General features: G+C 65.9%; 16 protein-coding genes and 1 pseudogene. 9 read left to right on the top strand and 8 right to left on the bottom strand.

Features of this window, described 5'->3' with window-relative positions; translation table 11 throughout:
* Nucleotides 1–52: 52 nt before the first annotated feature.
* The gene (locus MasN3_RS24895; protein ID WP_370662319.1) at nt 53–304 is read left to right on the top strand and encodes a hypothetical protein; all 252 of its coding nucleotides are present in this window, start codon (nt 53–55) and stop codon (nt 302–304) included.
* Nucleotides 305–387: 83 nt separating this feature from the next.
* Nucleotides 388–888 (top strand): nuclear transport factor 2 family protein, encoded by a 501-nt coding sequence (locus tag MasN3_RS24890; RefSeq protein ID WP_281911119.1) that lies wholly within the window; start codon nt 388–390, stop codon nt 886–888.
* Nucleotides 889–892: 4 nt separating this feature from the next.
* Here the strand turns inward: MasN3_RS24890 and MasN3_RS24885 are convergent, their stop codons facing one another.
* Both MasN3_RS24885 and MasN3_RS24880 read right to left on the bottom strand, forming a co-directional pair.
* The gene (locus tag MasN3_RS24885) at nt 893–2,338 is read right to left on the bottom strand and encodes a DHA2 family efflux MFS transporter permease subunit (RefSeq protein WP_281911116.1); all 1,446 of its coding nucleotides are present in this window, start codon (nt 2,336–2,338) and stop codon (nt 893–895) included.
* An 88-nt stretch (nt 2,339–2,426) separates the two neighbouring features.
* The gene (locus MasN3_RS24880) at nt 2,427–2,987 is read right to left on the bottom strand and encodes an acyloxyacyl hydrolase (RefSeq protein WP_281911114.1); all 561 of its coding nucleotides are present in this window, start codon (nt 2,985–2,987) and stop codon (nt 2,427–2,429) included.
* A gap of 141 nt (nt 2,988–3,128) precedes the next feature.
* Between MasN3_RS24880 and MasN3_RS24875 the strand changes: the two genes are divergently transcribed.
* Together MasN3_RS24875 and MasN3_RS24870 are read left to right on the top strand one after the other, a co-directional pair.
* A complete protein-coding gene (locus MasN3_RS24875) occupies nt 3,129–3,827 on the top strand; it encodes a suppressor of fused domain protein (protein WP_281911112.1) in 699 nt (232 codons plus the stop codon).
* The gene (locus MasN3_RS24870; protein ID WP_281911110.1) at nt 3,827–4,720 is read left to right on the top strand and encodes an NAD(P)-dependent oxidoreductase; all 894 of its coding nucleotides are present in this window, start codon (nt 3,827–3,829) and stop codon (nt 4,718–4,720) included. Before MasN3_RS24875 ends, MasN3_RS24870 begins: the two co-directional genes overlap by 1 nt.
* Nucleotides 4,721–4,828: 108 nt before the next feature.
* Here the strand turns inward: MasN3_RS24870 and MasN3_RS24865 are convergent, their stop codons facing one another.
* Nucleotides 4,829–6,022 carry a M20 aminoacylase family protein gene (locus tag MasN3_RS24865; protein WP_281911107.1) on the bottom strand — a complete coding sequence of 398 codons (1,194 nt, stop codon included), beginning with the start codon at nt 6,020–6,022 and terminating at the stop codon, nt 4,829–4,831.
* 148 nt (nt 6,023–6,170) lie between these two features.
* Between MasN3_RS24865 and MasN3_RS24860 the strand changes: the two genes are divergently transcribed.
* The 4 genes from MasN3_RS24860 (at nt 6,171) to MasN3_RS24845 (ending at nt 13,029) form a co-directional block, all read left to right on the top strand.
* Entirely contained in the window at nt 6,171–8,276 is a 2,106-nt protein-coding gene (locus MasN3_RS24860; protein WP_281911104.1) for a molybdopterin-containing oxidoreductase family protein, read from the top strand.
* Nucleotides 8,277–8,301: 25 nt separating this feature from the next.
* Nucleotides 8,302–9,390: an aminopeptidase gene (locus MasN3_RS24855; RefSeq protein ID WP_281911102.1), complete on the top strand. Its 1,089-nt coding sequence runs from the start codon at nt 8,302–8,304 to the stop codon at nt 9,388–9,390.
* Between the two features lie 151 nt (nt 9,391–9,541).
* Nucleotides 9,542–11,227, top strand: coding sequence for a long-chain-fatty-acid--CoA ligase (locus MasN3_RS24850; protein ID WP_281911100.1), 1,686 nt, complete (start codon nt 9,542–9,544; stop codon nt 11,225–11,227).
* Between the two features lie 119 nt (nt 11,228–11,346).
* Complete coding sequence (locus MasN3_RS24845) at nt 11,347–13,029, top strand: long-chain-fatty-acid--CoA ligase (protein WP_281911099.1); 1,683 nt, start codon at nt 11,347–11,349, stop codon at nt 13,027–13,029.
* Between the two features lie 195 nt (nt 13,030–13,224).
* On the opposite strand, the pseudogene MasN3_RS24840 reads toward MasN3_RS24845, so the two are convergent.
* Together MasN3_RS24840 and MasN3_RS24835 are read right to left on the bottom strand one after the other, a co-directional pair.
* Nucleotides 13,225–14,805: pseudogene (locus MasN3_RS24840) on the bottom strand (alkaline phosphatase D family protein).
* A complete protein-coding gene (locus tag MasN3_RS24835; protein WP_281911097.1) occupies nt 14,805–15,239 on the bottom strand; it encodes an acyl-CoA thioesterase in 435 nt (144 codons plus the stop codon). The pseudogene MasN3_RS24840 and the gene MasN3_RS24835 overlap by 1 nt, the downstream one beginning before the upstream one ends.
* 62 nt (nt 15,240–15,301) lie before the next feature.
* Between MasN3_RS24835 and MasN3_RS24830 the strand changes: the two genes are divergently transcribed.
* Nucleotides 15,302–17,149, top strand: coding sequence for an ABCB family ABC transporter ATP-binding protein/permease (locus MasN3_RS24830; RefSeq protein ID WP_281911096.1), 1,848 nt, complete (start codon nt 15,302–15,304; stop codon nt 17,147–17,149).
* A 72-nt stretch (nt 17,150–17,221) separates the two neighbouring features.
* Here the strand turns inward: MasN3_RS24830 and MasN3_RS24825 are convergent, their stop codons facing one another.
* The 3 genes from MasN3_RS24825 to MasN3_RS24815 form a co-directional block, all read right to left on the bottom strand.
* Complete coding sequence (locus MasN3_RS24825; protein WP_281911094.1) at nt 17,222–18,301, bottom strand: type II asparaginase; 1,080 nt, start codon at nt 18,299–18,301, stop codon at nt 17,222–17,224.
* Nucleotides 18,302–18,324: 23 nt separating this feature from the next.
* Entirely contained in the window at nt 18,325–19,611 is a 1,287-nt protein-coding gene (locus MasN3_RS24820; RefSeq protein WP_281911093.1) for a metal-dependent hydrolase family protein, read from the bottom strand.
* A gap of 82 nt (nt 19,612–19,693) precedes the next feature.
* On the bottom strand, nt 19,694–20,956 hold the full coding sequence (locus tag MasN3_RS24815) for a dicarboxylate/amino acid:cation symporter (protein ID WP_281911091.1): 1,263 nt from the start codon (nt 20,954–20,956) through the stop codon (nt 19,694–19,696).
* Between the last annotated feature and the right edge of the window lie 36 nt (nt 20,957–20,992).

Here is a 20,992-nt window from a genome sequence, read left to right as displayed (position 1 = left end):
CTGAACTCAGGTTCACCGTTAGGGGGCTCAGATGACTACTCGAAGCAACAGGGTGTTGAAACGATGCGCGGCCGGACTCCTGCTGGCCGCCGGACTCGGTGGATGTGCGGTGTACGGGCCGCCCTATGCCGGCTACGATCCATACTATGGCGGAGGCTACTCCCCCTACGTCGGCCCCCCGGTCGAATTGAACCTGGGCCTCGGCTATTACGATGCGCCGCGCCGCGGCTACTATCGCGGTCACGGCTGGCGCGACAACCGCGGATATGACCGCGGCCGCGGCCGCGGCCACTGGCGCCGCTGACTCCCTCCCAAGCCCGCTCCCTGCGGGCTTTTTGCTGTCCGTAAACGTTATACTGCGGGAATCGCTTTTACGAGAACCCGTCCATGCGCCGCCTGCTCCCTGCCATCCTCGCCTGCCTGCCGCTGATCGCTTCCGCCTCGGCGGGCCCCGAGGCCGTGGTCGCGGCGCTGTGGCAAGCCTCGAGTCACGCTCCGGGCGTGGCGGCGGACGCGGACCGGCTGCAGCGCCTGTTCCGCGACGATGCGATCGTCGCCGGCGGCGTCTATCGCGACGGCGAGCCGCGCTTCCGGTCGATGACGGCGGCTGACTTCATCGCCGACCAGCGCCGGGTGCGGCCGCACGGATTCCACGAGTGCGAAGTCGTGCGCGAGGTGAAGGAATACGACCGCTTCGCCACCGTGTACAGCATCGTCGAAACCCGGCGCGACCCCAGCTCCGCCAAAGCCGATTACGTCGGCGTCAACAGCATCCAGCTCTACCGCGATGAGGGCGGCTGGAAGATCGTCTCGCTGTACTACCACGTCGAGAAGCCGGGCGCGCCGGTGCCCTACCAGGCGCCATCGGGCGGCGCCTGCCTCTCCTGAATGCCTAGGTCCCCTGGCCGGCTTCGACCGGCTCCGCTTCCTTGGCCTTGGCCTGGCCGCGGCTGATGCTGTCGCCGTCGTCGCGGCGCAGGCGCCAGAACACGATTGACGACAGCAGCGTCAGGACCGCGAGCGTTGCGAATCCGTGGTGCAGGGCCTGCGCCACCTGTTCCCGGTTGTCCTGCGCCACCGGCCCCAGGAACCAGGCGGTCACGATCGAACCGGCGGCCAGGCCGAAGCTCATCGACAATTGCTGGAAGGAGCTCGACATCGTGCTCGCCATGCTGGTGTCCTGCGGCTCGATGTCGGCATAGGCCAGCGTGTTCATGCTCGAGAACTGCAGCGAATTGAAGAAGCCCTGCGCCAGGCTGATGGCGACGATGACATAGAAAGGCGTGCCCGGGCCGACCAGGGTGAACATCGCGATCGTCAGGCCGATGCACACCGTGTTCACGGTCAGCACCTGGCGGTAGCCGAAGCGCGCCAGCAGGCGCGGCGCGAACATCTTCATGCCCATCGCGGCCGCCGCGGACGGCATCATCAGCAAACCGGATTGCCAGGCCGGCAGGCCCAGCCCGAGCTGGTACAGCAGCGGCAGCAGGAAGGGCAGGGCGCCCACGCCCAGCCGGGTGAGGAAGCCCCCCGCCACCGAAATGCGGAAGGTGCGCACCTTGAACAGGGTCAGCCGCAGCAGCGGATGCTTGATGCGCAGCGCATGCCAGGCGTAGGTGCCGAGCAGGCCGAGGGACAGGGCCAGCAGCAGGGCGGCCGTGACGGCGTCGAGGGTGTGCTCGCCGAAGACTTCCAGCAGCCAGGACAGGATCGCGGTGCCGCTGCTGAACAGGACCAGGCCGATGACGTCGAGCGGCCGTTTCTCCTGGCCGCGGTAGTCGGGCATGTGTTTCCAGACCAGGTAGAGCGCCGCCAGGCCCACCGGCACGTTGATGAAGAAGATCACGCGCCAGGAGGTCCAGTATACGATCAGCCCGCCGACCGTCGGTCCCTGCAGCGGTCCGATCAGGGCCGGGATGATCACGAAGTTCATCGCCGCCAGCAGCTCGCTCTTGGGGAAGGTGCGCACGATGGCCAGGCGGCCGACCGGCATCATCATCGCCCCGCCCAGGCCCTGCAGCAGGCGGGCGGCCGTCATCATGTGGGCGTTCACGGACAGGCCGCACAGGACCGAGGCGATGGTGAAGATGGAGATGGCGATGAAGAACACGCGCCGGGTGCCGAAGCGGTCCGCCATCCAGCCGCTGAGCGGGATGCCGACGGCCAGGCCGAGGATGTAGCTGGTGACCACCGACTTCAGGCTCAGCGGCGTCACCTGCAGGCTGGCCGCGATGCTGGGGATGGCGGTATTGACGAAGGTGGCGTCGAGCTGCTCCATGAACAGGGCAGTCGCGACCAGCCACGGCAGGTAGCGTTTGATGGTGCTGGGATCAGTCAAGCGGGCCTCGTGATACCGGCAGGCCGGGCGGCCCGCCCCGGCCCGATTGTGTCATAAATCGCAAGCGGACCCCGTCCGCCTGCCACGTTCAGAACTTGTAGGCGGCCTTGGCCACGATCCAGTTCGCGCCCCCGTTCGGGCTCTTGATGCTGGCGTTCGAGTAATGCTGGTAGCGCAGGCCGAAGTCCCATTTGGCGGTGGTGTAACCCACGCCGATGTGGTCGCCGAACTGGAAGGCGGTGGACAGTTCCTTGTCCTCGTTCTTGTACAGCGTGGAGAACAGGTTCACGCCGATGCCGACCTCTCCATACAGGCCGAGCTTGCTGTCGCTCTGGTAGCGCAGCACCGGGGTGAAGCCGACCACGGCGATGTTCTTGGTCCGGCCCGGCACGTTCTGGTAGGCGCGCAGGCGCCACAGGGCCAGGTTGGTTTCCCAGTAGCCGGACAGGTGGTAGCCGTTGCGGGCGAACCAGCGCTGGTCCCAGTCGTTCTGGACGGCGACGCGCAGCATGCGCTGCTGGGGATTGGTGCCGAACTCGAGCGATGCCGAGTCGGCCCAGCCGCCGAGGGCCTGGGCGTGCGCGGCCTGGGCGCCGAGGGCCAGCGCGATGGTGGCGGCAATGCCGGCAATGTTCTTTACAGTAGGCATGTTCTTCTTTCTTGGCAGCGATGAAATATTGTGCAACACACTATTGTACTAGCGAGAACAAATCGGCGTTGTCCGCCACCTTGCGCTGCCGCGCAGGTATGATAGACGCCTCGCAGAACGCACATCTTTTTCTACTGTCGCATGACCGAACCGACCAGCACTCCCTTGTACCCGCTTGCCGCGCCGACCCAGCAGCAGGTGGCGCCCACCGTCTTGCCGCATGACCCGGTAGCGGAACACATTGCCGCCCACCTTGGCCGAATCGATACCGTTTTCCACGATACCATCGCCGACCCGGTGCAGGTCGACATCCATGTGGTGCCCGCCAACGAGCGCACTCCCTTCCTGCGCCTGGTGACGTCGGGCATGAGCAGCCGCCCGATGACCGTGCCGGAAGGTGCGCCGCCCTTCGGCGAACTGATGATGGCCTTGCCTGGTGACTGGAAGCTGGACGAAGCTTCGGTGCGGGACGAGCGCTGGTACTGGCCGGTGGCCCTGCTGCGCCACCTGGCGCACTATCCGCACCAGCACGCGACCTGGCTCGGCCTCGGCCACACGGTGCCGAACGGCGCACCGGCCAAGCCCTATGCCAAGGGCGTCGAGTTCACCGGCGCCATCCTGCTGCCGCCGGCATCGGCGCCGGAGGCCTTCGCCGCGCTCGAGCGCGACGGCAAGGACATCTATTTCCACTGCGTGGTGCCGCTCTACCAGGCGGAAATGGACCTGGTCAAGCGCAAGGGCTTCCCGGCGCTGCTGGACGGCTTCAACGAGAAGGGCGTGACCGATCTGGTCGTCCCGGGACGCAAGAACACCGTCAAGAAGTTCCTCGGACTGTTCTGATGAGGACCATTGCCTTCCTCGGGATCGGCCTGATGGGAAGGCCGATGGCGGAGCGCCTGGCCCGGGCCGGCTACCCGGTGCGCGCCTGGAACCGGACTGTCGCCAAGGCCGAGGCGCTGCGCGGCAGCGGCGCGGAGCCGGTGGCGGACCTGGCCGACGCGGTGCGCACTGCGCAGGTGGTCATTTCCATGCTCGAAGCCGGGCCGGTGGTGGGCGCGGTGATGGACGCCGCCTTGCCGGCGCTGGCGCCGGATACGCTATGGATCGACATGAGCTCGACCCGCCATGACGAGGCGCTCGCCTTCCATGCGCGCCTGGCGGGGCGGGGCTGCCGTTTCATCGATGCGCCGGTGTCGGGCGGCGTCGGCGGCGCCGAGGCGGGGCTGCTTGCCATCATGGCCGGCGGCGACCCGACGGATGTTGACCAGGTGGTCAACATTTTCGAGGCGATGGGCAAGCCCCGGCGCGTCGGCCCGGTAGGCAGCGGGCAGGTGGCCAAGCTGTGCAACCAGCTGATCGTCGGCGCCACGCTTAACGTGGTGGCCGAGGCGCTGCTGCTGGCGCAAGCGGCCGGCGCCGATCCGGCCGCGGTGCGCGAGGCGATCCGCGGCGGCTTTGCCGGCAGCCGGATCCTCGAGGTGCACGGGCAGCGCATGCTGGAGCGGAATTTCGTGCCGGGCGGGCAGGTCAAAAGCCAGCTCAAGGATTTGCGCAATGCCTTGGCGGCGGCGGAAGCGGCGGGCTTGACGCTGCCGGTGACGGAACTGGTGACGCGGCGCTACGCGACGATCGAGGAAGCCTTGCCGACGGCGGATCATGCGGCGGCCTTGCTGGCGCTGGAGCAGATGAATCCAGGGCTCCGGCTGGGGAATGCAGAGGACCAGCTTCCGTAGGGTGGACGGCTATGCCGTCCGCGCGTTCAACCAGCAATAGAACAGCCGCGCAGGCAGCAGCACCGTGATTTGAACGCGTGTGCGGCGGAGCCGCACACCCTACGAGAATCAGGCCTTCGGTAGGCTCATTTCAACCAAGCGTACCCAATAACTCGCCCCGATCGGCAGCAAATTGTCATTGAAGTCATAACTGGTGTTATGCAGCTGGCACGGCCCCAGCCCATGCCCGCCGGCGCGGTGCGCCCCGTCCCCATTGCCGAGGAACACATAGCACCCCGGCTTTTCCTGCAGCATGAAGGCAAAGTCTTCCGCCCCCATGGTCGGTTCGACCTGCGTATCGACGCGCTCCGCCCCCACCACCGCGCGCATCGCCTCGACCGCGAAGGCGGTCTGCTCCGGATGATTGATCAGCGGCGGGTAATTGCGCTTGAAGCCGAAGTCGACCGAGGCATTGAAGGCGGCGGCGACACCGGTCGCGATCTCTTCCATGCGGCGCTGGATCAGATCCAGTACCTCATAGGAGAAGGTGCGCACGGTGCCCACCAGTTCCGCTTCGTCGGGAATCACGTTGGTGGCGCTGCCGGCATGGATCTGGGTGATCGACAGCACCGCCGATTCCAGCGGGTTCTTTTCGCGCGATACGATGGTCTGCCAGGCCTGGGCGATCTGCACCGCCACCATCACCGGGTCGATGCCGCGGTGTGGCTGTGCCGCATGGGCGCCCTTGCCGCGCACGGTCACGCGGAACTCGTTACTGGAGGCCATCATCGGCCCGGACACCACGCCGAAGTGCCCCTCCGGGATGCCCGGCCAGTTGTGCATGCCGTACACCGCCTCCATCGGGAACTGCGCGAACAGACCCTCGTCCATCATGCGGCGCGCGCCGCCGCCGCCTTCCTCGGCCGGCTGGAAGATCAGGTAGACGGTGCCGTCGAAGTTGCGGTGCCGCGCCAGGTGCTGGGCGGCGCCGAGCAGCATGGCGGTGTGGCCGTCGTGGCCGCAGGCGTGCATCTTGCCTGGATGGCGCGAAGCGTGGGCGAAGCCATTGATCTCTTGCATGGGCAGCGCATCCATGTCGGCGCGCAGGCCGATCGCGCGGTGCGACGTGCCGTTCTTGATCGCACCCACCACGCCGGTCACGCCCAGGCCGCGCACGATCGGGATGCCCCATTCCGTCAGCTTGGCCGCCACCACGTCGGCGGTGCGCTGCTCTTCGTAGCACAGCTCCGGGTGCGCGTGCAGGTCGCGCCGGATGTCCTGAAGTTCCGGCAGGCAGGCCAGGATTGGTTCCACAAGTTTCATCAGTCCCTCCATGTTTTGTCATGCTTGCATTGCATGTCTTGAACCATTGTAGCCTGCCTCAAACAGGCAATGAAAGAGGAGGGGACGGACCTCCCCAAGATCGTATAAAGTATTGGTTTCACGAAGTATTTTCCCTCGCCCCCACTCCATGCCAGTTACACAAGTCCGCGCCGCCTGCCCCCACGATTGCCCCGATACCTGCGCCATCCTCGTCACCGTCGACAATGGCGTGGCGACCGAGGTAAAAGGCGATCCGGAGCACCCGACCACCGCCGGCGTGCTGTGTACCAAGGTGTCGCGCTACGTGGAGCGCACCTACCACCCGGACCGCGTGCTGTATCCGATGCGCCGCGTCGGCCGCAAGGGCGAAGGAAAATTCGCGCGCATCACCTGGGCCGAGGCGATCGACGAGATCGCCGCGCGCCTTGGGGCGATCGCAGCGCGCGACCCGCAAGCCATTCTTCCGTACAGCTATGCCGGCACCATGGGACTGGTGCAGGGCGACTCGATGTCCTTACGCTTCTTCAACAAGCTCGGGGCCTCGCAGCTGGACCGCACCATCTGCGCCACCGCCGGCGCCACCGGCTACAAGTACACCATCGGCGGCTCGATCGGCACCGACATCGAGCATTTCCAGGATGCCAAGCTGATCCTGATCTGGGGCGGCAACCCGATCGCCTCCAACCTGCACCTGTGGATGCGCGTGCAGGAAGCCAAGCGCCGCGGTGCGACACTGATTGCGATCGATCCCTACCGCTCGCTGACGGCCGAGAAATGTCACCAGCACATAGCCCTGCTTCCCGGGACGGACGCCGCGCTGGCGCTGGGCATGATGCACGTGCTCATCACCGAAGATCTGATCGACCACGACTACGTGGGCAAGTACACGCTGGGCTACGAAGAACTGAAACAGCGCGCGCTGGAATGGACGCCGGAGCGCACCGCCGAGACCTGCGGCATCACGGCCGGCGAGGTGATCGAACTGGCGCGCCTGTACGGCCAGACCGCCCGTAGCGGCGAGGGCGCCGCGATCCGCATGAACTACGGCCTGCAGCGCGTGCGCGGCGGCGGCATGGCGGTGCGCAATATCGCCTGCCTGCCGGCGCTGGTCGGCGCCTGGCGCCACCGGGCCGGTGGGGTGCAGCTGTCGACCTCGGGTTCCTTCCCGGCCAACCGCCCCTTCCTGCAGCGCCCCGACCTGCTGGGGGGGCGGATGGCGCGTACCATCAACATGACCACCATCGGCGACGACCTGCTCAAGGAGGCCTCGCCCGAGTTCGGCCCGAAGATCGAGGCCGTCATCGTCTACAACGCCAATCCGCTGGCCATCGCTCCCGATTCCGCCAAGGTACAGAAGGGCTTCGAGCGCGAAGACCTGTTCACCGTGGTGCTGGAACACTTCCAGACCGACAGCGCCGACTATGCCGACATCCTGCTGCCGGCCACCACCCAGCTCGAGCACGTCGATGCGCACCTGGCCTACGGCCACCTGTACATGATGGCGAATAACGCTGCCATCGCACCGGTCGGCGAAGCGAAGCCGAACACCGAGTTCTTCCGCCTGCTGGCCGCGCGCATGGGCTTCGACGACCCCTGCTTCCGGGAGAGCGACGACGAGCTGGCCGCCCAGGCCTTCGACAAGCGCCACGAGCGCGCGGTGCACTTCGACTGGGACGCGCTCAAGCGCAAGGGCTGGCAGAAACTGAATATGCCCGAGGCGCCGTTCGCGGAAGGGGGCTTCCCGACCCCTTCGGGCAAGTGCGAATTCTATTCAAGCAGCATGGCGCGCGACGGGCTCGACCCGGTCCCGGCCTATATCCCGCCGTATGAATCGGCCGCTTCCAACCCGGAACTGGCACGGAAGTACCCGCTGGCGATGATCTCGCCTCCGGCAAGGAACTTCCTCAACTCGACCTTTGTCAATGTACAGAGCCTACGCGCAACCGAGGGCGAGCCGCACCTCGACATCCACCCGAACGACGCCGCACGACGCGGCATCGCCCACGGTGACATGGCGCGTATCTTCAACGATCGCGGCTCGTTCAACGCCCGTGCACGCGTCACCGACAAGGCGCGCGAAGGACTGGTGGTGGGCTTGTCGATCTGGTGGAAGAAACTCGCCAGCGACGGCAAGAACGCCAATGAAGTGACCAGCCAGCGACTGACCGACATGGGCAGGGCGCCCACTTTCTACGACACCCTGGTGCAGGTCGAAAAGGCCGCGCCGTCAACGCGAGATGAACTCCACCACTAGATTTTCCCGGGCTTTCAAGCCATTCATGGCCGCCACCGCCGCGGCCCTGATGTTGTCAAGCTGTACATCCCTCTCCTACTACACCCAGGCCGCGCAAGGCCAGCTCGAACTGCTGACGGACTCCCGTCCGATCGATGCCTGGCTGGCCGATCCCTCCACCAACAGCAAGCTGCGCCATCGCCTGGAAAGCGCACGCCAGATCCGCCGCTATGCGATCCAGGAGATGAAGCTGCCGGACAACGGCAGCTACACCAACTTCACCAACATCAAGCGCCCCTACGTACTGTGGAACGTGGTCGCCACGCCCGAGCTGTCGCTCAAACCCATGCAGTGGTGCTTCCCGGTGGCCGGCTGCGTGAACTACCGCGGCTACTACAGCAAGCAGGAAGCCCAGGCCTACGCGAAACAGCTGCGCAGCCAGGGCCACGACGTGGAAGTGGGCGGGGTCAGCGCCTATTCGACCCTGGGGTGGTTCAGCGACCCCTTGATCTCGACCTTCATCCACTATCCGGACGCCGAGCTGGCGCGCCTGATCTTCCACGAGCTGGCGCACCAGGTGGTGTACGTGCCGGGCGACTCGAAGTTCAACGAATCCTTCGCCAGCGCGGTGGAGCAGGCCGGCGTCGAGGGCTGGCTGGAGCGCTTCGGCAACCAGGCCATGATGGAGTCCTTCGAGCGCTACACGATGCGCAAGAAGGATTTCATGGCGCTGCTGGTGCGCTATCGCGGCGAGCTGGAGAAGACCTATGCGAGCGACATGAGCCGCGACGAGAAGCGCGCCACCAAGGCCAGGCTGTTCATGGCGCTGAAGGACGACTACCAGGTGCTGAAGGCGAACTGGGGCGGTTACGCGGGCTACGACCGCTTCTTCGCCGAGCCGCTGTCGAACGCCCACCTGGCCTCGATCGCCACCTACAACGACTTCGTCCCGGCCTTCCGCGCGCTGCTGCGCAAGGAGCGCAGCTGGACCGCTTTCTACAAGTCGGTCCGGCAGATCGCCAAGCTCGACAAGGCCGAGCGCCACCGGGTGCTGGCCAGGCTGGCGGCGCCGGCCCCGACGGCGCCGCTCGTGGTGCAGCGCACCATGGGCGAGGTCGCCAGTACGGGGAAATAAACGCATATAGAGGACCCGTTCCAATCGACTTAAAAGAACTTGCGCGCATTGGCGCTGCCCGATAGCATCACAAAAGGCGATAGCAAAGGCGCAATGCTGGACTGCGCACGCTCGGACCACCACGATAACTATTCGAGACAAAAGGCATCCGATGGACAAAATTTGGCTGAAGTCGTACCCCCCGAACGTACCAAGCGAGATCAACCCTGACCAGTATGCGTCGCTGGTGCACATGCTGGAGGAGTCCTTCAGCAAGTACGCCGACCGCAACGCCTACGTGTGCATGGATAAGTTCCTGACCTACGGCGAGCTGGATGCCTACTCGAAGAAGCTGGCCGGCTGGCTGCAGAGCCGCGGCATGGAACCTGGTGCGCGGGTGGCGATCATGATGCCGAACGTGCTGCAGTACCCGATCGCGATCGCCGCCGTGCTGCGCGCCGGCTATACCGTGGTCAACGTGAATCCACTGTACACGCCGCGCGAGCTCGAGCACCAGATCAAGGACTCGGGCAGCGAGGCGATCATCGTGCTCGAGAACTTCGCGAACACGGTGCAGCAGGTGATGGGCAAGACCCCGCTCAAGCACGTGGTGGTGGCGAGCATGGGCGAGATGCTGGGCGGCGCCAAGGGCATGCTGGTCAACTTCGTGGTCCGCAACATCAAGAAGATGGTGCCGGAGTACTCGTTGCCGAACATGGTGCGCTTCAAGGAAGCGCTGTCGCAGGGCGCCAGGATGCCGTTCTCGAAGGTCGAGCTGAAGTCCTCGGACATCGCCTTCCTGCAGTACACCGGCGGCACCACCGGCGTGTCGAAAGGCGCGACGCTCACGCACCGCAACGTGATCGCCAACGTGCTGCAGACCGAAGCCTGGTCGGCGCCGGCGATGGGGCAGTCGAGCGAGCAGACCGTGATCGTCTGCGCGCTGCCGCTGTACCACATCTTCGCGCTGACGGCCTGCGCGATGTGGGGCATGCGCACCGGCGCGCTGAACATCCTGATCGTGAACCCGCGCGACATCCCGGGCTTCATCAAGGAGCTGGGCAAGTACAAGATCAACATGCTGCCGGCCGTGAACACCTTGTACAACGCGCTGGTGAACCACCCGGACATCGGCACCGTGGACTTCTCGGGCCTGAAGGTGTCGAACGGCGGCGGCATGGCGGTGCAGAAGGCCGTCAACGACAAGTGGAAGCAGGTCACGGGCACCGCGATCATCGAAGGCTACGGCCTGTCGGAGACCGCGCCGGTGGCCACCTGCAACCGCGCCGACGTGAAGGAATTCACCGGCACCATCGGCCTGCCGATCCCGTCCACCGACATCGCGATCCTGGACGACGAGGGCAAGCCGATGGGCATCGGCCAGATCGGCGAGATCGCCATCCGCGGCCCGCAGGTGATGGCGGGCTACTGGAACCGCCCGGACGAGACGGCCAAGGTCATGACGCCGGACGGCTTCTTCAAGTCGGGCGACGTCGGCATCATGGACGCGGACGGCTACGTGAAGATCGTCGACCGCAAGAAGGACATGATCCTGGTCTCGGGCTTCAACGTCTACCCGAACGAGCTGGAAGGCGTGATCGCCGGCCACCCGGGCGTGCTGGAATGCGCCGTGATCGGCGTGCCGGACGAGCATTCCGGCGAAGCGGTGAAGGTGTTTGTGGTGCGCAAGGACCCGAACCTGAGCGCCGAGCAGCTGATGGACTACTGCAAGCAGCAGTTCACCGGCTACAAGAAACCGAAGTACATCGAGTTCCGCGACGAGCTGCCGAAGACCAACGTCGGCAAGATCCTGCGCCGCGCACTGCGGGACGAGAAGAAGCAGGCGGAAACCGCCTGACGGCAGCATGACGGCCGGCGCAGCATGCCGGCCCCGCGGAAGCCGCCCCGAAGCTGCCACGCTACGGGCGGCTTCGCGTTTTAATGGACATAGCATCAGATACAGAAGGTGAGGCACGGATGGACAAGTTTTGGCTCAAGTCGTACGAGGGCGGCGTACCTGCGGAGATCGACCCCACGCAGTACCGCTCCCTGACGCATCTGCTGGAGGAGGCGTTCCGCAAGTACGCCGACCGCAAGGCCTATGCGTGCATGGGCAAGACCCTGAGCTTCGCAGAACTGGACCGCCTGTCCGGCCGCATGGCGGCCTGGCTGCAGGGCCGCGGCCTGAAGCCGGGCGCGCGCGTGGCCATCATGCTGCCGAACGTGCTGCAGTACCCGGTCGCGATGGCCGCCGTGCTGCGCGCCGGCTACGTGATCGTCAACGTCAATCCGCTCTACACCCCGCGCGAGCTGCAGCACCAGCTGACCGACTCGGGCGCCGAGGCCATCGTGGTGCTGGAGAACTTCGCGCACACGCTGGAACAGGTGGTCCAGCACACCCAGGTCAAGCACATCGTCGTGGCCAGCATGGGCGACCTGCTGGGCGGCCTGAAGGGCACGCTGGTCAACCTGGTGGTCCGCAAGGTCAAGAAGATGGTGCCGGCCTGGTCGCTGCCGGGCTCGATCGGCTTCAAGCGCATGCTGGCGCAGGCCCAGGGCGCGACCCTGCGTCCGGTCAGCATCGGCCATGACGACATCGCCTTCCTGCAGTACACCGGCGGCACCACCGGCGTCTCGAAAGGCGCGGTGCTGCTGCACAAGCACGTGATCGCCAACGTGCTGCAGAACGAAGCCTGGTTCGCCCCGACCCTGGGCAAGATGAAGGCCGGCGAGCAACCGCAGTTCGTGTGCGCGCTGCCGCTGTACCACATCTATGCGCTGACCGTGTGCGCGCTGCTGGGCCTGCGCGTGGGCGGCATGAACCTCCTCATTCCGAATCCGCGCGATATCCCGGGCTTCATCAAGGAGCTGGGCGGCTACCGCATCAATATCTTCCCGGCCGTGAACACGCTCTACAACGGCCTGGTGAACAACCCGGAATTCGCCAAGCTCGACTTCTCGGGCCTCCTGGTGTGCCCGGGCGGCGGCATGGCGGTGCAAAAGGCCGTGGCCGACAAGTGGCTCTCGATTACCGGCATCCCGATCGTCGAGGGCTACGGCCTGTCCGAGACCTCGCCGGTGGTCACCGCGAACCGCTGCGACATCACCGACTTTACCGGCACCATCGGCCTGCCGCTGCCTTCGACCGAGATCCGCATCCTGGACGAAGCCGGCAACGAGGTCCCGTTCGGCACCGCCGGCGAAATCGCGGTGCGCGGCCCGCAGGTGATGGCCGGCTACTGGCAGCGCGACGACGAAACCGCCAAGGTCATGACCCCGGACGGCTTCTTCAAGACTGGCGACATCGGCATCATGGACGAGAAGGGCTATACCCGCATCGTCGACCGCAAGAAGGACATGATCCTGGTCTCGGGCTTCAACGTGTATCCGAACGAGATCGAAGGCGTGGTCGCGGCGATGCCGGGCGTGCTGGAAGTGGCCTGCGTGGGCGTGCCGGACAAGAATTCGGGCGAGGCGGTCAAGCTGTACATCGTCAAGAAGGATGCCGCGCTCACCAGCGAGCAGGTCATGGCCTTCTGCAAGGAGCAGTTCACGGGCTACAAGCGGCCCAAGTACGTGGAGTTCCGCGAGACGCTGCCGAAGACCAACGTGGGCAAGATCCTGCGGCGCGAGCTGCGCGACGAGAAGACCTCGGCCTGAGCCCTCTCGACAAGACCGTAGGGTGGGCGGCTCCACCCCTCGGTCAGCATGCCGTTATCGTCGACGCCGCCCACGCGTTTAACTCACGCATGCGCAGGCGAGGCGGCTGTTCGAATTCTGTTTGAACGCGTGGGCGGCGTCTGTGCTGCAGGCGATCATATTGCCGGGTGGAGCCGCCCACCCTACGCCCTGATCCTAGCTTGTCCGCTCGGCGCCCGCCACCCCGTCGGCCACGCGGAACGCAGCCAGTTCCGCGATGGCCGATTTTGCATTCCGGACGTCGTCCAGTCCCATGAAGCGGGTCAGCGTCTGCTTCGGCGTGATCTCCAGCAGCATGTAGCCGCGCTTGTCGCTGCGCCCGTACAGGATGTGCGGGTTGTTCTCTATCTGCGCCAGCGTGCGCTCCTGCGGGCGTGAGCTGGAAGTCACCGAGGTGCCCACGAATTCCGTCGCCACCACCGCGTTCTGCTTCGACACCGGCCTGGAGAAATCCGGCCGCAGCGCGGTCGTATAAAAGGTGTGCACGTCGCCGCCCAGCATCAGCGGATTGTGGGCGCCCTGCCTGACGATGGTGTCCAGCAGGCGCCGGCGCGCCGCCGGGTAGCCGTCCCAGCCATCGGTCCAGAAGCGGCCGTCTTCCGGCTTCACGACGGGCACGCTGCTCGACTGCGCCATCAGGGTCTGCTGCGCCAGGATGTTCCACCTTGCACGCGAGCTGGCCAGGCCTTGCTCCAGCCAGGCTTCCTGCTGCGCGCCCAGCATCGTGCGGCGCGGATCGCGCAGGGCCTCGCAGGCGCGCGCGAACACGGCGTTCGAGCCGCCGCGGGTATCCGACTTGGTGCAGGCCTGCGGTGAACGGTACTGGCGGTCGTCGAGCACGTGGAAGCGCGCCAGCCGGCCCCAGTCGACACGCTGGAACAGCTCGACCTGCGCAAAGCCGTCGCGCCGCACGGCGGGCAGGCGCAGCGGCATGTGTTCATAGAAGGCCTGGTAGGCCGCGGCGCGGCGGGCGGCGAAATCCTGGGCCAGGCGCTCGTCGCGCAGGCCGGCGTAGTCGTTGGCCACCTCGTGGTCGTCTCAGGTCACGATCCAGGGCGCCGCCGCATGCGCGGCCTGCAGGTCCGGATCGCTTTTATATTGCGCATAGCGTTTGCGGTAGTCCGCCAGCGTGAACGACTCGTCGCTGCGCACCGCGCGTGCCGGATGGCGCAGCTGGTAGGGCCCCCACTCGTAGATGTAGTCGCCCAGGAAGGCGACCAGGTCGGGACTGTTTGCCGCGATGTGTCGGTGCGCCGCATAGCTGCCGAACTCCCAGTGCTGGCAGGATGCCACCGCCAGCCTGAGCTGGCCGGGCATCTCATCGCGCGCCGGCGCGGTGCGGGTGCGGCCGACCGGGCTGACGGCGTCGCCCAGCATGAAGCGGTACCAGTACCAGCGCCCCGGCGCCAGGCCTTGTATGTCGACGTGCACGCTGTGTGCGAGTTCCGGCGCAGCAACCGCCGTGCCTTGCGCGGCGATGCTGCGAAAAGCCTCGTCGTGCGCGACTTCCCAGCGCAGCGTCATGGCGAGCGGCGGCGTGGACTCCGCCTTGAGCGGCTCGCTCAACACGCGCGTCCACAGGATGACCGAATCGGGCAGGGGCGCGCCCGAGGCCACGCCCAGGCTGAACGGGTAGGGCGTTTTCGCGGACGAGGCGCAGGCGCCCAGGCTGGCGGCGGACAGCGCAGCGGAAAGCCGCGTGGCGTCGAGCAGGAACAGCCGGCGCCCGGATGCCATCACTCGTGACTGATCAGCGAATCGAGCGGCGGCAGCTGGCGCGGTTTGCGGTCCGGGCCGGTGGCGACATAGGTCAGCTGGGCCTCGGTGACTTTCACGACATCCGCCTGCAGGCGGTTGCGCTCGGCATAGACTTCGACGCAGACGGTGATCGAGGTATTGCCGACCTTGACGATCTCGGCATAGAAGGACAGCAGGTCGCCCACGAACACCGGCTGCTTGAACAGGAAGGAGTTCACGGCGATGGTGGCCACGCGTCCGTTCGCGCGGCGGGTGGCCGGCAGCGAGCCGGCGACGTCGACCTGGGCCATGATCCAGCCGCCGAACACGTCCCCGTAGACGTTGGCGTCGGACGGCGCGGGCATCACGCGCAGTTCGGGCATCTTGCCTTCGGGCAGGCGGGTACGTGGGGCGGCATTTTGTGGCGTGGTCATCTTGATTTCTCGGTAAAAGCTACAATCGTCCCGAATTGAACCATAAATCCCCCAGCCCTGCCATGCGACGCACTCCAGCCTCTACCGTACCCCTGCCGCCCGATTCCAAGGGCGTGCCCCGCAATGACTGGGCCACCCTGCGCACCCTGTTCCCCTATCTGTGGGTCTACAAATGGCGCGTGCTGGCCGCGCTCGCCGCGCTGGTCGGCGCAAAACTCGCCAACGTCGGCGTGCCGCTGGTGCTCAAGCAGCTGATCGACCAGCTCGCCGTCGACCCGAAAGACCCGCATGCGTTGCTGGTGCTGCCGCTCGGCGCGCTGGTCGCCTATGGCCTGCTGCGCCTGTCCACCACGCTGTTCACCGAACTGCGCGAATTCCTGTTCGCGCGCGTGACCCAGCGCGCGGTGCGCACCATCGCGCTGAAGGTGTTCCGCCACCTGCATGCGCTGTCGCTGCGCTTTCACCTGAACCGCCAGACCGGCGGCATGACGCGCGACATCGAGCGCGGCACGCGCGGCGTGAATTCGCTCATCTCGTACTCGCTGTTCAACGTGCTGCCGACGCTGGTGGAGATCACCCTGGTGCTTGGCTACCTGGTGCTGAACTACGACATCTGGTTCACCGTCATCACCGGCGTGGCCCTGGTGAGCTACATCGCCTTCACGGTGATCGTGACCGAGTGGCGCACGCACTTCCGCCGCACCATGAACGAGCTCGACTCCAAGGCCAACACCAAGGCCATCGATTCGCTGCTCAACTACGAAACGGTGAAGTACTTCGGCAACGAGGAATACGAGGCCAAACGCTACGACCAGGGCCTGCAGAGCTTCGAGAACGCCGCGGTGCGTTCGCAGACTTCGCTGTCTTTCCTGAACACGGGCCAGTCCCTGATCATCGCCACCGCCGTCACCCTGATCCTGTGGCGCGCCACCGAAGGCGTGATCGCCGGCACCATGACGCTGGGCGACCTGGTGCTGGTGAATTCCTTCATGATCCAGTTGTATATTCCGCTGAACTTCCTGGGCGTGATCTACCGCGAGATCAAGCAGAGTCTGGCCGACATGGAGCGCCTGTTCTCGCTGCTCGACCAGAACCGCGAAGTGGCCGACAGCCCGGGCGCCCAGCCCCTCGTGACACGCGGCGCCCAGGTCGAGTTTTCGCACGTCGAGTTCAGCTACGAAGCCAAACGCCAGATCCTGTTCGACGTCGATTTCACGATTCCAGCCGGGACCACGACCGCGGTGGTGGGGCACAGCGGCTCGGGCAAGTCGACCCTGTCGCGCCTGCTGTTCCGTTTCTACGATGTGAACGGCGGGGCGATCCGCATCGACGGTCAGGACCTGCGCAACATCACCCAGCAATCGCTGCGCGCATCGATCGGCATCGTGCCCCAGGATACGGTGCTGTTCAACGACAGCATCGAATACAACATCGCCTATGGCCGGCCGGGCGCCTCGCATGGAGACATCGTGGCGGCGGCGCGCGCGGCCTCGATCCACGACTTCATCGAGAGCCTGCCGGATGGCTACCAGACCATGGTGGGCGAGCGCGGCCTGAAGCTGTCGGGCGGCGAGAAGCAGCGCGTGGCGATCGCGCGTACCCTGCTGAAGAACCCGGCGATCCTGATTTTCGATGAGGCGACCTCGGCGCTGGATTCGAAGTCGGAGCAGGCGATCCAGGCGCAACTGAAGGACATTGCGAAGGACCGCACCACCCTGGTGATCGCGCACCGGCTGTCGACCATCGCCGATGCGCAGCAGATCATCGTGCTCGATCACGGGAAGATCGTGGAGCGCGGCACGCACGGCTCCTTGCTGGCGGCGCGCGGCCTGTATGCGCAGATGTGGGAACGGCAGCTGGCGCGGCCGGATGAGGAGCTGGCGTCGCCGCCGCTGGAGATTGCGAAGTAGTTGAAGCGAATATTCAAGGTGTAGTTGAACGCGTGGTCGGCTTCGCCGACCGCGCGTTCAAACAGTGCCGGCTCAGTAGGTGTAGAACATCCGCTGAATCTCCTTCGTATTGCTGGTCCTGGTCAGCGCCAGCATCAAGAGAATACGCGCCTTCTGCGGGCTCAGCGTATCCGCCACCACGAAGTCGAGCTGGTCGTCGTTGGCCTCGCCATTGCGCGCCACGATGCCCTGGCCGACGCGCGACGAACGTACGATCACCACACCCTTTTCACGCGCCGCGACCAGGGCCGGCTTGGTTTTCGCCGGCAGGCTGCCATTGCCCACGCCCGCATGCACCAGGCCCTTGGCGCCGGCGGCCACCAGCGCCTTCACCGCCATGTCGCCCACGTTGGCATACGCATAGGCCACGTCCACCTGCGGCAGCGCATCCAGCTTCGACACGTCGAATTCGGTGTCAGCCGTGTGCTTGCGCGTCACCTCACGGTAGAAGAAAGGCTTGCCGCCCTGGATGTAGCCGATCATGCCCAGTTCGGCCGCACGGAAGGTGTCGGCGGTGGTGGTGTTGGCCTTGGTGACGTCGCGCGCCGCGTGGATCTGGTCGTTCATCGCCACCAGCACGCCCTTGCCCACTGCGCTCGGCGAGCCGGCCAGGTTGACCGCGTTGTACAGGTTGATCGGGCCGTCCGCCGACAGCGCGGTGGACGGGCGCATCGACCCCACCACCACCACCGGCTTGCTGCTCTTGACGACCAGGTTCAGGAAGTAGGCCGTCTCTTCCAGCGTGTCGGTGCCGTGCGTGACGACGATACCGTCCACGTTCGGCTGCGCCAGCAGGGTGTTGACGCGCTTGGCCAGGATCAGCCAGTGCTCGTTACCCATGTTTTCGCTGGCGATCTGGAACACCTGCTCGCCGGTGACGTTCGCCACCCTGGTAATTTCCGGGACCGCCTGGATCAGCGCCTGCACGCCCACGGTGGCGGCGGTATAGCCGACCGTGGTGGTGCTGCTGGCGCCGGTGCCGGCGATGGTGCCGCCGGTGGCGAGGATGGTCACGTTGGGCAGCTTGGTTGCCTGCGCCTGCGCCGCCGAGGCGAGCAGGAACAGGAAGGCGAACAGCGCCGCGCAGGCGCGGCTGGATTTCTGGAACAGCATGGACTTCTCCTTCGATAAACTGGTTACGGCTTCTTGTAGACGACGCCGTCCTTCATGACGAACTTGACCTGCTCGAGCACTTTCACGTCGCGCAGCGGATCGCCGTCGACGGCGATGATGTCCGCAGCAAAGCCCGGTTCGACCTTGCCCAGGCGATTGCCCTGGTCGAGCAGTTCGGCGGCGTGCAGGGTCGCCGAACGGATGGCCTCGCTAGGGCTCATTCCCGCCTCGACCATGTAGCCGAATTCCTTGGCGTTCTCGCCGTGCGGGAACACGCCGGCATCGGTGCCGAAGGCGATCTTCACGCCGGCCTTGTGGGCGCGGGCAAAGGTGGCCTGCAGCGGCGGGCCGATGGCGGCGGCCTTCGGGCGCACCAGGGCCGAATAGTAGTCCGGAATCCTGGCCTTGTCCGCCACGTAGCGGCCGGCCGAGATGGTCGGCACGTACCAGTGGCCGGTCTTCTTGAACAGGGCGACGGTCTCGTCGTCCATCAGGGTGCCGTGCTCGATCGAGTCGACGCCGGCGCGCAACGCGCGCTTCATGCCCTCGGCGCCATGGGCGTGGGCCGCGACGCGGAAGCCATAGTCCTTGGCGGTGCTGACGATGGCCTTCAGCTCGTCCTCGGTGTACTGCGAGTTCTGGCCGTTGGCGGCCTGGCTCAGCACGCCGCCGGTGGCGGTGATCTTGATCAGGTCCGCGCCTTCCTTGTAGCGCTGGCGTACGGCCTGGCGGCCTTCTTCCGGGCTGTCGATCACGCCCTTCTCGGGGCCGGGGGCGCCGATTTTCTCGCTCAGGAAGTGGGACAGGTTGTTGGTCGGATCGGCATGGCCGCCGGTGGTGGCGATCGATTTGCCGGCGGTGAACATGCGCGGCCCGGGGATCTCGCCGGCGGCGATGGCGCGCTTGAGCGAGACGTTCAGGCCGTCGGCCGCGCCGAGGTCGCGCACCGTGGTGAAGCCGGCCATCAGGGTGCGCTGGGCGTATTTGACGGAACGGAAGGCCATGTCCTGCGGGTCGGCGGTCAGGCGGTCGCGGTAGGCGTCGACCGCCGGCGCGGTCTCGCTGGTCAGGTGCACGTGCATGTCGATCAGGCCCGGCAGGCAGCTATGGCGCGACAGGTCGAGGTTCCCCGCGGCCTGGGTCATTGGGCTGACGGATTTCACGACGCCGTCCTCGACCACGATGCTGACGCGCTCGCGCCAGGTGCCGCTCTTGACGTCGAGCAGGCGGCCGCAATCGATGGTCTGGGTGGCGGCGTGGGCACTGCCGAACGCGCCCAGCAGCAGGCCTGCCATATACAGCTGTTTCATGATGTCTCGCTCCTCATTGTCGTTATGTGAAAAAGGCCCTCCATTGCTGGAAGGCCTTTCGTGGTGAATCTCGTCCCGATGATCAGCGCAGCGGCGAAACCGCCGGATCCTTGTTCGGTTCGGCCAGGTCGCCTTCCCACTTCGCGACCACGGCGGTGGCGATGCCGTTGCCGATCACGTTGGTGGCCGAACGGGCCATGTCCAGGAAGTGGTCGATGCCCAGCAGGAGCAGCAGGCCGGCTTCCGGGATGTTGAACTGGGCCAGGGTGGCGGCGATGACGACCAGCGAGGCGCGCGGCACGCCGGCCATGCCCTTTGAGGTCAGCATCAGGACCAGCATCATGGTCATCTGCGTCGCCAGGTCCAGCTCGATGCCGTAGGCCTGGGCGATGAACACGGCCGCGAAGGTGCAGTACATCATCGAGCCGTCGAGGTTGAACGAGTAACCGATCGGCAGCACGAAGGCGGCCAGGCGGTTCTTGACGCCGAAGCGCTCCAGGCCTTCCAGGGTCTTCGGGAAAGCCGCTTCCGACGAGGCGCAGGTGTAGGCCAGGATGGTCGGTTCCTTCAGCTCGGAGATCAGGCGCAGCACGCGGCGGCCGAGGAAGATCCCGCCGATCGCGATCAGGACCACCCACAGCAGGATGATGCCGAGGTAGAACTCGGCCATGAAGATGCCGTAGGTCGACAGCACGCCCAGGCCGCTCTTGGCGATCACGCCGGCCACCGCCGCGAACACGGCGATCGGCGCGAAGTTCATGACGTAGCCGGTGAGCTTGAGCATGATGTGGGCGATGCCGTCCACCGCGTCGATCAGCGGGGTGGCGCGCGCGCCGACGGCGGCGGCCGCGGTGCCGAAGAATACCGAGAACACGACGATCTGCAGGATCTCGTTGCGGGCCATGCCGTCGAAGATCGAGGTCGGGATCAGGTGGGTGATGAAGTCCTTCATGGTCAGGCCGGTGGTGGTGATGCCCGACGAGGCGCCTACCGGCGGCACGGCGCCCGACAGGGCCATCGCGTCACCCGGACGGAACAGGTTTACCAGGATCAGGCCCAGCGACAGCGAGATCACCGAGGCGATGAAGAACCAGCCCAGTGCCTTGACGCCGATACGGCCCACTTCCTTGGCGTCGCCCATCTTGGCGATGCCGACCACCAGGGTCGAGAACACCAGCGGCGCGATGATCATCTTGATCAGGCGAAGGAACATGGTCGTGATCAGCGACATCGTCTCCGCAAAGCCGGCCGGGTTCTCGAAGCTGGTGTTGGCCACGTAGCCGACGACGATCCCGAGCGCGAGGCCCACCAGGATGTAGGTTGTCAGGCGGTTCTTTTTATCCATAATGCTTCCTGTCTCGTGGACCTGTGCATAACCCGC

The organism is Massilia varians (assembly GCF_027923905.1).
GTDB classification, from domain to species: Bacteria; Pseudomonadota; Gammaproteobacteria; order Burkholderiales; family Burkholderiaceae_D; genus Telluria; species Telluria varians_B.
The sequence above is the reverse complement of the archived record's forward strand: the minus strand, read 5'-3'. Positions and strand labels throughout refer to the sequence as shown.